General features: G+C 57.5%; 10 protein-coding genes. 3 read left to right on the forward strand and 7 right to left on the reverse strand.

The genetic code is table 11. The features are described 5' to 3' along the window. Positions 1–145 precede the first annotated feature (145 nt). Positions 146–3,574 (reverse strand): TonB-dependent receptor, encoded by a 3,429-nt coding sequence (locus tag C7378_RS09370; protein WP_165876726.1) that lies wholly within the window; start codon positions 3,572–3,574, stop codon positions 146–148. Between the two features lie 359 nt (positions 3,575–3,933). On the opposite strand from C7378_RS09370, the gene C7378_RS09375 reads away from it, so the two are divergent. Both C7378_RS09375 and C7378_RS09380 read left to right on the forward strand, forming a co-directional pair. Beyond that, entirely contained in the window at positions 3,934–4,653 is a 720-nt protein-coding gene (locus C7378_RS09375) for a YggS family pyridoxal phosphate-dependent enzyme (RefSeq protein ID WP_131995134.1), read from the forward strand. A 63-nt stretch (positions 4,654–4,716) separates the two neighbouring features. Further along, positions 4,717–6,183, forward strand: a complete 1,467-nt coding sequence (locus C7378_RS09380) for a GH39 family glycosyl hydrolase (protein WP_341539138.1) — start codon at positions 4,717–4,719, stop codon at positions 6,181–6,183. A gap of 31 nt (positions 6,184–6,214) precedes the next feature. Here the strand turns inward: C7378_RS09380 and C7378_RS09385 are convergent, their stop codons facing one another. The 6 genes from C7378_RS09385 to C7378_RS09410 form a co-directional block, all read right to left on the reverse strand. Then, complete coding sequence (locus C7378_RS09385) at positions 6,215–6,454, reverse strand: hypothetical protein (protein ID WP_131995140.1); 240 nt, start codon at positions 6,452–6,454, stop codon at positions 6,215–6,217. 29 nt (positions 6,455–6,483) lie between these two features. Beyond that, on the reverse strand, positions 6,484–7,473 hold the full coding sequence (locus C7378_RS09390) for a DedA family protein/thiosulfate sulfurtransferase GlpE (RefSeq protein ID WP_131995143.1): 990 nt from the start codon (positions 7,471–7,473) through the stop codon (positions 6,484–6,486). Positions 7,474–7,590: 117 nt separating this feature from the next. Beyond that, positions 7,591–8,193, reverse strand: a complete 603-nt coding sequence (locus C7378_RS09395; RefSeq protein WP_131995146.1) for a Dps family protein — start codon at positions 8,191–8,193, stop codon at positions 7,591–7,593. A gap of 117 nt (positions 8,194–8,310) precedes the next feature. Then, positions 8,311–9,546, reverse strand: coding sequence for an HlyD family secretion protein (locus tag C7378_RS09400; RefSeq protein WP_131995149.1), 1,236 nt, complete (start codon positions 9,544–9,546; stop codon positions 8,311–8,313). 1 nt (position 9,547) lies between these two features. Next, complete coding sequence (locus C7378_RS09405; RefSeq protein WP_131995152.1) at positions 9,548–10,993, reverse strand: TolC family protein; 1,446 nt, start codon at positions 10,991–10,993, stop codon at positions 9,548–9,550. Between the two features lie 155 nt (positions 10,994–11,148). After that, on the reverse strand, positions 11,149–11,736 hold the full coding sequence (locus C7378_RS09410) for an RNA polymerase sigma factor (protein ID WP_131995156.1): 588 nt from the start codon (positions 11,734–11,736) through the stop codon (positions 11,149–11,151). Positions 11,737–11,889: 153 nt separating this feature from the next. On the opposite strand from C7378_RS09410, the gene ppk1 reads away from it, so the two are divergent. After that, on the forward strand, positions 11,890–14,067 hold the full coding sequence (gene ppk1, locus C7378_RS09415) for a polyphosphate kinase 1 (RefSeq protein ID WP_131995159.1): 2,178 nt from the start codon (positions 11,890–11,892) through the stop codon (positions 14,065–14,067). Positions 14,068–14,073 lie beyond the last annotated feature (6 nt).

The following is a 14,073-nucleotide window of genomic DNA, read 5'->3' on the forward strand; positions in this document are numbered from 1 at the left end:
ACCCTGATAATCGTCTGCGGTCGGCGCAGGCTCAACGAATGAACGTTCACGTCCACTCTTCCTGCTGCAATGCTTCCCGCAAAAGAAAAGACCAGCGAAGGTTACCTTCGCTGGTCTTTTTAATTGTTGGGATGTGAAAGGACGATTAGAAGAGAAGCCTTGCTCCGATTTCAACGTTTCTATTGCTTCCCCCCTGCGAGCACACAGGACCGCATTGGGTCTGGTCCATGAAGGTAGGATCGTCGATCTCTGGATCAAGTGTTCCAAAGTATTGGCGGTTGAGAGCGTTATATGCACTGATCGAGAACTGCATTTTCACGCTTTCTGTGAGCCGGGTGTTTTTAAGGATGGTTGCATTCAGGTTGTTGTAGTTTTGCGAGCCTAACGTGTTCCTGCCCACACCACCAAAAGGCGTTCCCAGGAGCTTCGCGATAGCCTTGTTGTTGAAGAGCCAGCGCTCGGAGGTGGCCGTAACTGCAGTTGGCGCTGTGCCGTTTTCGATGTAATTGAGCCAGGACTGCAGATCATAGTAGGTGCCAGGTGTTACGCCATTAGGCGCATCCGCAAGCGCACCGTTCAAGATACCGACCGCGCGCATAGGAGCCTTCGCATTGGAAAGAATCGGACGGCAGGTATCTACGCTGCTGTTGAAACTGTTGTTGAAGCCAGTATCGCAATAGCTGCTCATTTCAGGGAATCCGAATGCGCCATATTGGAACTGGAATGGAGTGGTAGGCTGCCCCGTGTCAAAGTTATAAAGCCCACTGATTTCAAAACCGCCAAGCAGTCTTCCCATCAGACCGTGTTGGCCCTTATACCAGGGGAGATCGTACACAAAGGAAGCGTTAATGACATGGGGGACTGAAATTCCGCTCTGACCGCGCTCTCCCACGTTGCTGTTGAATGGATTCTGAGCGAACGTAATGGTATTCCCGCCGCCAAACGTACCAAAGATATCCGATGTGTTATCGATCGCCCGGCTGTAGGTGTAGCTGAAGGTTGTGGTCAGGTTATGCCATGCCTTCGTATCTATCTGGAACTCTAATGCGTTGTAGTTGGAGAAGGCAGTATTCGCGCGAAGGCGAACGTCTGCATTGTTGCAATTGGGCCTTCCATAACCAATGGCTGTAGTGTCAGTGCAGAAGAGAGCTGGGCTGATGACATTGGGGAACGCCTGAGCCGTGGCCAACAGGTTGGGGTTGGCGTCGAGGCTCTGGAAATTACCTACGCCGTGGTTGCCCACATAACGGAGCTGAATGGCAATGTAGCTGTTCGGTCCGTACTCAAAACCAAGTTGCCAGGATTCCGTATAAGGATTGTGGAAGTTGCTTGGAACGAGGGTGTAAGGACGCGTGTTCGGGTTAACACCCAGCGGAATTGTTCCCAGGTTCTTTGCGCGGGTCTCGGATCCGGTTATGCCGCCCGACGGCAGGCAGTCGCCACCGCAAGCCTCGGCAGGTCCGGCGTTGATAACGGGCGCGGCCGTCGCTGAATTCAGGAACATGTTGTAAAACGCCGGATCAAAGTTGATCGCAAATCCCCCATTGACGACCAGATGATTGTCGAGCTGTTGCGGGTTCCATGCGAAGCCAAACCGGGGCTGAAAGTTCTTATAGTTTTCTGCGACGGAAGGGAATGTCCGCTCTGAAAGTGGCAGAGAGGTATCCCAAAAAGCCGTTGCCGGGTTGGATTCCCTGGCGACTGTCTCGTCATGCAACAGATTGACAGCCTGCCCGAAGAACTCCCACCTCAACCCTGTATTCAGCGTGAGGGCAGGAGATACGCGCCACACATCCTGGATATATCCGGCAGCATCTGGTTCTGTGAAGTGAAGGTTGTAGTTGCCGTTCGAGAGCTGAACAGTACCAGACTGCTGCAGGAACTTGCTGAAGCTTCCAAACTTGTAAGTGCCGTTGTAGTTGGGCAGGAATCCATTCGGTGAGTTCTGATAGTCCCACTCCCCACCAAAGTAGAGGGTGTGATTGCCGCGGATCCACGTTGCGTTGTCTTGTACTTGCGTATTCTTCACAACCCGGCCTTGCGGCAGATTGTTAGGGTAGCCGTAACCAAGGAAAGGAGATCCCAGCGAGATCGAGGAGGTGCAGGCACCGGGCGTGTTCACAGTGCAGTTAGCCTGCGCGCCCGATTGGAAGAAGAGCTTCGTTTGCTGAAAGCTGTAACGGATCTGATTTACCCACGAAGGTGAATAGGTCCGGGTCCAGTCAGCACCTACTGAGTGAGCAGTGTCCGGTACGTCATACCAGGCGCCAGCCGCCACATTCCCCCCGGCTTCGATCGTCGGATCGTCCTGATAAAAGTACCTTGCAAAAAAGTGGTCTTTCGTCGTTGGCTGCCAATCAAGACGTCCCATGTCTTCCTGATCATTTGTCTGCGAGGGCACGCCGCGGGAGATCTGTCCAAACTCAATCGGCGCAGATGTGGTTCCATCCGATACCGTGATCGCCTTAGTAGCGCCAAAGACCTGGGGACCGCCTGTCTTGATTGAATACGGCCCGCTGTTCACCATTGCCGCAACGGCAGGGTTGTTTGGAAAGGCTGCCTGTAACTGTTGGAGCCCGTTAGGCGTAGGGGTAAGGTTAGAGGGACCGGAAATGGAGAGGCCGCCTCCAGCGTGATTCCGGCTGAAATACGTGCTGCCGAAGCCCCAGAGCTTATCTTTGATGATCGGCATGCCCAGGGTGCCTCCGAAGCGGTTCTGCACAAAGCGCTGCAGCACCGGCAGAGCGTAACCCGTGGTGACTGGATCCTGTCCTGTGGCGCAGAATCCCAGCGAGGGATCCTTTTGATTCTGGGCAAAGGACTCACCCCAGTTTCCCTCGTAATACTCGAATGCTGATCCGTGAATCTGATTGGTGCCGGACTTGGTGAGATAGTTCACCACCGATCCGGTATTGCGACCGTACTGTGCGCTGAAGTCATTCGTGATGACTTGTACGCCTGCAAGCGCATCCTGATTGGAGAAGAAGACCTGCGGTCCTGCAACCGAGTTGTCGTTGTTCGACTGCCCGTCCAGCTCAAAATTGTTCGATCGTCCACGCTGCCCCTGGGACGAGAATGAAGCGCCATTATTGTTTGAGAAGCTGCTGGCATGCGTCAGCACCACGCCCGGCTGCAACAGGGCTACCGCGTCGAAGCCACCCTGGAGGGGCAGGTTGGATAACTGCTGTGACGAGAAGATGGTGGAGATTTGCGAATCAGTCGTATTCAGAAGCGCCGCGCTCTCGTCTGTGACTTCTACGGTCTGGCTTGCGCCCGGCTTCAACACTTGCTTGCCAATCTGCGATTGGCCTACAACAACTTTTACCTTCTGCAGCTTGATGGAATTGAACCCTGCCGCATCGATGGTCAGGTCGTACTGGCCGATAGGCAGGTTGAGGATACTGAAGTTGCCGTCCGCTTGCGATTGCTGGGTAAATTTCGCGCCGGTCTCGACATTGACCGCGGCAAGTTTAGCCCCCTGAATAACTGCCCCGGTTGGATCGACTACGGTTCCCGCGATTCCGCCTGTCGTAATACCTTGACTCCACAGCAACGATGGAACAGCTGCAAACATCAAGGCAAGAAGGATGCAACCTCCAAAAACGGCCCTACACCTATCTTTCAAAGTCATCTCAAAACCCTCTGATTTCCAAGTTGTGAAGTCCCACTACGCTGCCAACGGCTCTCTTAAGTTGCCTGCTAGGTACTGATTTGTACTCTGTTTCTTGACTCGGCCCACTGAAAAGCAATCGAGCAGCCACACACTTTGGACTTTTCAGTTTCTCTGCAAATATTTCATTAAAAATGACTTAGATAGATGAGAGGAGCTCGTCCAGGGAAAGAGGCTCCGCTTATATATGAAATTCGGTATGAAGTCTCTTGACCACATATTTGCTTTTTGGTATGTCAAGTCGTTACTTTTTGGATTAACCCATGTCTAGCGATATTTATGTTGGCGTCACCCAAACCCTTGAATCGATAACAAACGCCTGCCGACGGGCGGGGCGCAATTCATCCGATATACGCCTGATGGCGGTTTCGAAGACGCATCCTGCCGAGGCCATGGTGGAGGCGCTCCGGGCGGGGCTTACCTTGTTCGGAGAGAATCGCGTACAGGAGTATGAGCGGAAGTCGCGCGAGTTGGATGGGGTTGAGCTTCCGGGGGCGCCGGAGGTTCATCTCATCGGGCATCTGCAGTCGAACAAGGCAGCTCGTGCGGTGCAGCTCTTTCAATCCATCGACACGCTTGACTCCCTACGGCTGGCCAAAAGGATCAATGAAGCTGCAGCCAAGGCTGGCCGGGTGATGCCGGTACTGCTTGAAGTCAAGCTGAGCAGCGAGGAGTCAAAGAGCGGACTTTCGCCCGAAGGCGAAGAGACCGAGCGGCTGCTCGAAGCCTTGCCGGGACTGGCAAACCTGAAGGTTAATGGCCTGATGACGGTCGCGCCGCTCGATGACGATCCGGAGGTTGCGCGCGCCTGCTTCCGCAGACTTCGACAACTCAGGGATGCATGGGCGGCGAAACACCAGAGGCTCGACCTGCACGAACTGTCGATGGGCATGTCGGGAGACTATGAGATCGCCATCGAAGAGGGCTCGACCATGATTCGGCTGGGAACGGCGATCTTTGGCGCTCGCGAGACTCCCGTGTAGCATCAGACTTTGAAGAATTCAGCGAGGCCAGGAATGCAGCTCAAGTGGTGCGCTTCTCTACTATTGTCAGCTTGTCTCTTTACCCCGGCGGCAGCCCGTGCGCAATCCGAACAGGTGACCGTCGACACGCACGCCGCGGGAACACCCTTCCCGCACTACTGGGAGAAGATGTTTGGCTCCGGACGCGCCAACCTCAGTATGAGGCAAAGCTACCGTGACGACCTGCAGACGGTAAAGAAGGTAACGGACTTCCAATACGTCCGCTTCCACGCGATTCTCGATGATGAGAACGGCGTCTACAGCGAAGACCCGCAGGGGAATCCGGTCTACAACTTTTCTTATGTAGATCAGATTTATGACGGGCTGCTCCAGAACGGCATCCGGCCGTTTGTCGAGATCAGCTTTATGCCGAAGCTGCTGGCGAAGAGGTTGGACTACCACGCCTTCTGGTACAAGCAGATCGTTTCTCCGCCTAAGGATTACGCCAAGTGGGATGCTCTGATGACCGCCTTTGCAAAGCATCTGGTCGATCGTTATGGAATCGAAGAGGTGTCCAAGTGGTATTTCGAGGTGTGGAACGAGCCTAATATCGACTTCTGGACCGGGCGTCCAGCGCAGCAGACGTATTTCGAGCTGTATGACAACACGGCGCGCGCCTTGAAGGCAGTCAATCCCCGGATTCGCGTCGGTGGACCAGCGACCGCGCAGGCCGCATGGGTGGACGCGATGATCGCCCATGCCACGCAGAACCATGTTCCGCTGGATTTCGTCTCCACGCATGTCTATGGCAATGATGTCTCCAAGGATGTGTTTGGAGATAACCGCCCCATCGCTCCGCACCAGATGGTTTGCGCCGCGGTCAAGAAGGTGCACGACCAGATCAAGGCATCGGCGCAACCAAATATGCCGCTTATCTGGAGCGAGTTCAACGCCACCTATATGAATGAGTCTGCCATTACGGACTCGACCTACATGGGGCCGTGGATGGCGAACACGATCCGCGAGTGCAACGGCATGACCGAGATGATGTCCTACTGGACATTCTCCGACGTGTTCGAGGAACAGGGAGTCATCAAGACGCCGTTCTACGGCGGCTACGGATTGATTGCCGAGCGCGGCATACCCAAGCCGGCCTTCAACGACTTTGCCCTGCTGCACAGGCTGGGCACGGAGCTGCTGCCCGTCTCCTCAGACGATGTGCTGGTAACGCGCCGCAAGGATGGCGCCCTGGTGCTGGCCGCCTGGAATCTGGTGGAACCGGGGGTGACTGCGCCGCCCAAGACCATTACGCTGACCCTTGTGGGCGTCAAAGGCGGCGCGTCGGCGAGCATTGCCCGCGTCGACGCTGCGCACGGAGATACACTCGATGCATGGAAATCCATGGGCAGCCCGAAGGATCCCAGCGAGAAACAGATTGCAGCCCTGCGAAAGGTCGGTCAGCTTGGAGCACCGGAGATCGTCCCGGTCAAGGACGGGAAGCTGACGTTGACTCTGCCGCCGCAAGGGCTGGCAGTTGTAGAAGTGAGATAAGCCTGGGCCCTCCTCAAAAGGGAGGACCGGGTCACTCGCCGCTGGCTGTCATCCAGCGATCCATAAGGGTTTGTGCGCAACGTGCGCCGCAGATATGCTTCACCTGCGCATCATGGGAGAGCAGTAGATTCCATGGAGTCAGCTTGAGCAGCGGCTGAGGCTCAGCGCCGGGCACGGGCGCAAACTCCTCGCCCCAGGCCAGCCACCAATCGGTTGACTCATTCTTCGCTTTGCCGCATACATCGCAGTGATAGGTTTCTGTCCAGGCCATGGTTTGTTATAGCTGACCTTAGCACAGCTTCAGGCTTCCTGAGGTCGCACATTTGTGGGATTTACGACATCCTCCTCAGGCTGATTGAGAATATCTACCAGGGGAAAGCCGAGCTTTTTCCATTCATCAAAGCCGCCCCGCAGGGGACGCACGCGATAAATGCCGTGCTTGCGAAGAGCCAATGCCATCTTGGCTGCGGTCGCCTCGCTTGGACAGGTGCAGAAAAGCACCACATCGCGATCCCGTGGTATCTCGCCGCTGCTCTCCATGAGCCGGTCGGGAGAATAAAGCACAGCGCCGGGGATGGTGCGTGGATCAGGAAGATAATCCAACGGATGGCGCAGATCGATGATGTAGAGCTTGCGGCCGCTCTCCATCATGACCTTCAGCTCCGCCGGCTCCAGACGCGCCATCTTGATCTCTCTTAGGAAGGCGCGCTGCTTCACTATGCGATAGAGCAGGAAGGCGATGACAAGAAGTACGAACAGGAAGACGGCGAAATGAGTAACCCACTCAAATGCACCTGGGTGATGCTTCAACACGTCACCGAAGAACCTGCCTGACATGGTGAACGCCAGGGCCCAGAGCAGGATGCCTGCTCCGTCGTAGAGCAGAAAGGTACGAAAATCCATGCCGGTCTGCCCTGCAATCGGCGCAGCCACGGTCCCCAGGCCCGGCACAAATTTGGCAATCAGCAGTGTTCCCGAGCCATGCTTGGTAAAGTAATCTTCCGTGCGGCGTACGCAGGTGGACTTCTCCATCGACAGGCGGCACATCAGCCGTACAACCGCACCGCCATAGCGCTTGCCCATGAAGTACCAGAGCACATCGCTCACCAGGCTGCCACCGAGGATCGCCAATAATACAAACGGCAGATGCAGCTGGTGCGTCGCCGTCATGGTGCCCGCAGTGAGCAACAGCGGAATGCTCGGGACAGGCACGCCAAGCTGCTCTGTCATTACCCAGAGGAAGAGGATGGCGTAACCGTATTTGACGAAAAAATCGAGCGCGACGGGCATGATAGTTCTGCTGACATCTTAGATGGTACCGGGCTCGCGAAGGACTCGCACCCATTAAGTGGAAACGCCGGACCCCAGGGAGGTCCGGCGAATATTAAAAAATGACTGCTGCTCTGTTTACTTCGCGTGCACGAGAGGCATATCCACCAGGTGCTCGCTGATGAACCAGACCTGCATTTCACTGGTGCGGAGAACATTGCTCACCAGCAGGTCGTTGGTACCGTCGTCGCCAAGGTCCGCCGCCTTCTTAGCCAGCGCGCGTGCGTCTTCGATGATGATCTTATGAGCTTCCAGCAGTCGCGAAATCTGCACAGGAACCTCTTCCCTGCCGCGTGGCGGCCGCTCAAGGCGGGTATTCTCAGCAATATCGTGGGCCATGGCTAGGCTCACACCACCGAGAATCTGAATGCGCTCAGCCAGGAGATCGACAAGCTCCACCTGCTCGGCAAAGTGCTTGTCAAACAGAAGATGAAGCTGATAGAAGGTTGGGCCGCCAACCTGCCAATGTGACTTTTTGTACAGATCCCGAAGGCTGGCAGTATCGGCAAGCAGAATGTTCAGCCGGGCAGTAATTTCCGTACGCACCTCTTCGCTGAGGCCGATAGGCAGATCCCGGATCACGGTGCCGTACTTCTGGATTTCCTTAGCGTGCTGGCGCCAGTGCGGCGTAATCAGATCGCGGCCTTTCGCCGGAGCTTCTTTAAGTGCAGTAGTGCTCATGGAGTTCTCCTTCTTATGCCTTCGATGCCTGCCGGTGCCATCCGGCTGCAATCTAAAAAATGAAAAGCGGCTCCCGCAGCCAGGGATTAGCCTGGCTGCAGGAGCCGCTTTCAACTTCTAGCGCTTGACCCTTACCTTCGGCTCAACTGACATGCCGGGCCGCAACAGGTGGTCTGAGTTTTCGTTCGTGTTTGTCAGATCAATGCGAACCGGGATACGCTGCACGACCTTGACGTAGTTGCCGGTAGCGTTCTCGGGCGGAAAGAGACTGAGAACCGACCCAGTTGCGCCGCCGATCTGTGTCACCTTGCCGTCATACTTGCGGCCGCCATACGCATCCACCGTAAAGGTGACGGCCTGCCCGGCGCGCATGTGTTCGAGCTGCGTTTCCTTGAAGTTGGCGGTGATCCAAACGTCATCGAGCGAGACCAGAGTCATCATGTTCTGGCCAATGCTCACATTCTGGCCAACCTCCACGCTCTTGGTCGTTACGATGCCGGTCACCGGGGCGACGATTTTGGTATAGCTCAGGTTGAGCTTGGCCTGCGCAAGAGCTGCCCGTGCCTGCTCTACCTGCGCCGCAGCCTGATCTGCCTTGGCCTTCTGCATGGCGACCTGCTGGGGTCCGGTCTGCGCATATTTGTACTGCGACCGTGCCTGCAGCAGCTTGTCATGCATCATACGCACATTGGCGCGCGCCGCCATCAGGTTTGCCTGAGCCTGCGAGACAGCCGCCTTGTTACCGAGTGCAGCCGCAACGGCGGAGTCATACTGCTGCTTGGAGATGATGTCGCGCTGCACCAGCGGCGTGTAGCGGTCAAGATCGAGCTGTGACTTCGTGGCATTCGCCTCAGCCTGGGCCACCTGGGCCTGCGCAGCTTCCAACTGCTGCTCCGCCTGAGCGATGCCCGACTGTGCGCTTGAGACATCTGCATTTGCCGACGCGAGGTTAGACCCTGTATTGGTGTGGATTACAGGGATGTTAACGCGGGCGCCTTCATAGTTGGCCTCGGCAGCTTCCAGATTGGCCTCGTCCTGCTGCACGGCTGTCTCGAAATCCTTTGGATCTATCTCGGCCAGCACCGTGCCTGCTTCGACAAACTGATTTTCTTCGACGTTCACCTTGATGACGTGCCCGTTGATGCGCGAACTGATCTGAATGAGGTGCCCGTTGATCTGCGCATCATCCGTATCTTCGTAGTACGTCGAGTGCCACCAGAAGAGAAGCGCCCCCACCACAACGATAGCCACCACCAGAATGATGACGAAGCGGCGACGGGACTTCTGGCGTGGGTTCTCAGGGCTCTCCGGCTCCTGTAATTTGTTCTGCTGTTCCGGATTCTGTTCGGCCAACTTATTTCCCTCCCACGTAAGCCTTGTAATTTTTCTCAGCCACGCCGAGAGCGCGCGCGAGCGAAAGCTTCGCGATATTGTGCTGATAAAGGCTGTTCACATATTGATTGTCTGCCTGGGCCAGTGACTGCTGGGCCTGGCTCACGGCCAGATTGTCTGCAACTCCCGCTGCGTAGCGCTGCTGCGCTTCACTGAGCTCTTCCTTGGCGAGATCGACATTATTCCGCGCCACCTGCACCTGCTTTTGCGCAGACTGAATGTCGAGGATGCTGTCGCGGACGTCCGCGCTGATCTGCCCACGCAAGTCGCTCAGACGAGCCCGTTCCTGCTCTAGCTGGGACTGCGCCTGCGTCGCGTCTCCGCGAAACTTGCCCTCGTTCAGAATCGGAACGGTCAGCGTTCCGACAGCATCGCCGGTGCCGTGCGAATGCAGCACATTGACGCCGATATCCCCATAATCGCCCTCAAAGGCGAGGGTCGGATACCGCTCCGCCGTAGCTGCCTTGCGCGCCTTCTCGGCAGCGAGCAGCCGCTCTTGCATCGCTTTGTAGTCGTAGCGATTGTCGATTGCTTCCTTTACCGCTGTCTCTGGATCGACGCTGTCCAGCTGCACATACGGTGCCTGATCTGACAGGACGAAGTCCTGCGCGAGAGGCAGGCCGATAGCCCGCGCCAGCGCCAGCTTATCCTTTTCATACGCGTTCTTTGAGGCAATCAGAGCCTGTTGCTGCGTCTGGTAATCGACCTTGGCGCGTAGCTCGTCAATCAAGGGAGCTGTGCCAGCCCGGTGGTTCTGCACCGCCTGATCGAGCGAAATCCTGGAGGTGTCCAGCTGGGCCTGAGCCGCGGCCACCAGTCCCTCGTCGGCAATCACCGTCAGATAGGCATTTCCCACTGTGAGCACCACCTCGTCGCGCGCGTCCTGCAGGGACAGCCTGGCGCTCTGGAAGTTGTGCTTCGATGCCAGGTAATTCTGCAGCGATGCCACATTCACCAACGTCCAGTTCAGCGTGGCACGAATATCCGTATATCCGTAGGGTCCAATAATCGCTGGAAATCCCGGGATCCGCAGCCCTTCAGCCTGCAGATCGGTCTGCTGGACAGCCTCCGTAATTTTGCCGTTGACGGTAGGCAGCAACGACTGCAACTGCTCCAGCTTCTGGCCGCCCGCTGCCGTCTGGTTCGTACTGTTCAGAACCAGCCCCAGGTTGTGCTGAAGGCCCATCTGGATCGCCCGATCCAGGGAAAGCTGCAGGGTTCCGGAGGTCGGCTTCTCTTCCGAGACGCTTCCTTTATAGGAGGCGTCCGCCGTCTGCTGCTGACTCAGTTGAAATGGGCTGGAGGACCCGCTGCTCGATTCGCCTCCGGGTATTGAGAGACCTCCCGGCGCCTGGGCGTACCCAGCCACTGGCCATGCTACAGCCAGCAGCAAAGCCACATCTCGCATAGATTTCCAAGGCCAGCCTTTGCCAGCTTTCACCACAGTGACTTCTGCTCCTGCTTGACGGGGATTCTGTTTCAACCAGTTACGCACTTTGGATGCGCTCATCTACAGAAACAATTCAGGAATTTCCGCGATTCCGAAAACTTTCATTCCGGCCGCTAGACGGAGGCTTGCGCCTCGTTGGAATGCACCAGGGAGTTGGCCAGCGAGCAGAGCGCCTGGCGGAAAGTGTTCCCGGTGGCCTCGGCCGTCCACGGCTGACCCTCGGCTCCGGAATTCTTTGACAGCCGGGCTGCCACCGCGGCGTTGCTCTCTCCGAGCACGGCCCGCTGTACAAAAACGGCACGCTGGGCGACAGGCAGCTCCCGCAGCCACGCGCGCAGGCGTGAACGCCCATTCCCGGAGATCAGGTTTTCGAGCTCGTCCGGGGTGAGCCCGGCCGCCGCAATGTCATCGCTCTCAATGCAGGAGTCGATGGTGGCCGCTCCTGAAGCGGATGCAGCCCGGAAGCCGGAGGGATCGCTCGTCTGGAGCAGGGAGATTGCGGCATCCACCAGCTTGCCGGTGGCAATGGTGCGCGCCGCATCCGGATCGAGACAGGGGTCTATTTCCGCGGAGCTGACAGTCTGCTCCACGAGGCCTACGGCCTCATTCTCGTCGCCCAGGAGCATCGCAGCCACCTGAAAGAGTTCCACTGCGGCATCCTGCGCCAGTCCTGCGCCGTTCGCATCTTCACAGTTCTTCATAGGTATCACGCGCTCCTTCTCATGGTGATAGGGTATTGTCTCATGCCGGGTAGCAGAATTTGACGGCAGGAATTCGCATCCAATTGAATAGAATGTGCTGCAATAGATGCATCTGCGGGCCTTCGGCCCCCGGAGTACACGCACGCTCCCTCTATGGGCAAAAAGACGGTTGTGCCACAAAATGTTTTCCTTGGCCGCGATGAGTCGTGGCTCAGCTTCAACCGCCGCGTACTGGAAGAGGCGCAGGATGAGCAGAATCCTCTTCTCGAACGGGTCAAATTTCTCTCCATCACTGCCAGCAACCTCGACGAGTTCGTCGAGATTCGCGTTGCAGGCATTCTCCAGCGCATTGAAGACGGCGCCATCGAGCCGGGCCCGGACGGTCTGACTCCTCAGCAGGCTCTCGATTCCCTCACAGAGAACATGCACGCCTTCATCGCCGAGCAATATGAATGCTGGAATCGGCGCCTGCTCCCGGCGCTGAACACTGCCGGAGTCCGCGTGCTGAACTGGGATCAGCTCGACGAGAATGCCCGCGAGGCAGCCACCAGCTTTTATCAGCGCGAGGTGGATCCGCTGTTGACGCCGATCACCATCGATCCGGCCCATCCCTTTCCGCGCGTCCTCAACAAGGCTCTCTGCCTGGCGCTGCTGCTGCGGCTCAAGCGGCGCAGCAGTGCAGGACCGGTGCTGGGAGTACTGACCGTGCCGCGGGCGCTCCCGCGCTTCGTTCCGCTGCCCTCCACCGACGGCACTCATGACTTTCTCTACCTGCCCAACCTCATCGAGCAGCATGCGGCCTCAATGTATCGCGGCTACGAAATCCTTTCGCGCGCGGCCTTCCGCGTTACCCGCAACAGCAACCTCTACTTTCAGGAAGAAGAGTCGCGCTCGCTGCTGGAAACGGTGCGCGGTGAACTGCATAACCGCCGCAAGGGTGACGCAGTCCGGCTGGAGATCGAGAGTGACGCTGCCGCAGAGGTTATCGAGCGGCTGCGCACCAATTTCGAACTGGACGAATCGCAGGTGTACCGAACGCCCGGCCCGGTCAACCTGTCGCGCCTGATGAATCTCTACAGCGACACTCCACGGCCCGATCTGAAATTCGCACCCTTCACGCCGCGCGAGCTTCGCCTGAACCGCAAGTCGGCCGACCTCTTCGATGAAATTCGCCACCGCGATATTCTCATCCACAATCCATTCGATTCCTACGATGGCGTGGCAGGCTTCATTGAATCTGCCGCGCAGGACCCGAGAGTCATCTCTGTGCGACAGACGCTCTATCGCACCAGCGCCGACTCGCCCATGTTCCAGGCGCTCATCGAGGCAGCCCAGGACAAAGAGGTCACCGTTGTTGTCGAACTGACCGCCCGCTTTGACGAAGCGTCAAACATACGCTGGGCGCGCAACCTTGAAGATGCCGGAGTTCAGGTCTTCCACGGCATCGTCGGCCTCAAAACTCATTGCAAGATGGCCCTGCTGGTGCGTCGCGACCCGGACGGCGTGGTACGTCGCTATGCTCATCTCGGCACCGGCAACTACAACCCCAATACCGCGCGCTTCTACACTGACCTGAGCCTGCTGACCGCCGACCCTGAGATTACGGCAAGCGTGCAAAATGTCTTCAACTATCTCACCGCGCACTCGGAGTCAGACGACTACGGGCCGCTGCTGGTCGCGCCGCTCACCCTCGCAGAGAGCCTGATCCGGCTCATCCAGCGGGAGACGGAGCACGCCCAGTCCGGCAAGCCTGCGCGCATCATCGCGAAGATGAATTCCCTGCTCGAACACAGCATCATCGATGCGCTCTACGCGGCCTCGCAGGCTGGGGTCGAGATTGACCTGATCGTGCGCGGCATCTGTGCGCTGCGGCCCGGGGTGAAAGGGCTGAGTGACAACATACGCGTTCGCTCCATTGTTGGCCGCTTCCTTGAACACAGCCGCATCTACTACTTCGCCAATAGCGATGCCGAGGAGATCTACTGCGGCAGCGCGGACTGGATGCCTCGCAACCTCTTTGAGCGCTGCGAGGTTGTCTTCCCTATCCGCGACGCGCAGATTCGCTCGCGGCTTCGCAACGAGATCCTCGCGGCCTATCTTGCCGACACGGAAAAGACCAGGCTGCTGCAGTCGGATGGAAGCTACCTGCGGCTGCGAGAGATGCGGGACAAACAACAGACCGCCTTTGATTCGCAGCAGTTTCTGATCCAGGTGGCCGAAGGCAAGGCATCGGAATCGAACATTCCTGCCTCGGCACAATCCACAGCCCGCATCCCGGCTGAGGCCAGGGCGAAAGCCACAGTACGCCGCCCCCGCGCAAAGAAAGCCTGAACACCC

Origin of the sequence: Acidipila rosea, assembly GCF_004339725.1 — a bacterium.
Classification (GTDB): domain Bacteria; phylum Acidobacteriota; class Terriglobia; order Terriglobales; family Acidobacteriaceae; genus Acidipila; species Acidipila rosea.

What these genes read in the sequence shown, in the direction of transcription:
- C7378_RS09370 (WP_165876726.1), bottom strand. Translation starts at nt 3,574, where the DNA reads ATGTTTGCAGCTGTTCCATCGTTGCTGTGGAGTCAAGGTATTACGACA.
- C7378_RS09375 (WP_131995134.1), top strand. Translation starts at nt 3,934, where the DNA reads ATGTCTAGCGATATTTATGTTGGCGTCACCCAAACCCTTGAATCGATA.
- C7378_RS09385 (WP_131995140.1), bottom strand. Translation starts at nt 6,454, where the DNA reads ATGGCCTGGACAGAAACCTATCACTGCGATGTATGCGGCAAAGCGAAG.
- C7378_RS09390 (WP_131995143.1), bottom strand. Translation starts at nt 7,473, where the DNA reads ATGCCCGTCGCGCTCGATTTTTTCGTCAAATACGGTTACGCCATCCTC.
- C7378_RS09395 (WP_131995146.1), bottom strand. Translation starts at nt 8,193, where the DNA reads ATGAGCACTACTGCACTTAAAGAAGCTCCGGCGAAAGGCCGCGATCTG.
- C7378_RS09405 (WP_131995152.1), bottom strand. Translation starts at nt 10,993, where the DNA reads ATGCGAGATGTGGCTTTGCTGCTGGCTGTAGCATGGCCAGTGGCTGGG.
- C7378_RS09410 (WP_131995156.1), bottom strand. Translation starts at nt 11,736, where the DNA reads ATGAAGAACTGTGAAGATGCGAACGGCGCAGGACTGGCGCAGGATGCC.
- ppk1 (WP_131995159.1), top strand. Translation starts at nt 11,890, where the DNA reads ATGGGCAAAAAGACGGTTGTGCCACAAAATGTTTTCCTTGGCCGCGAT.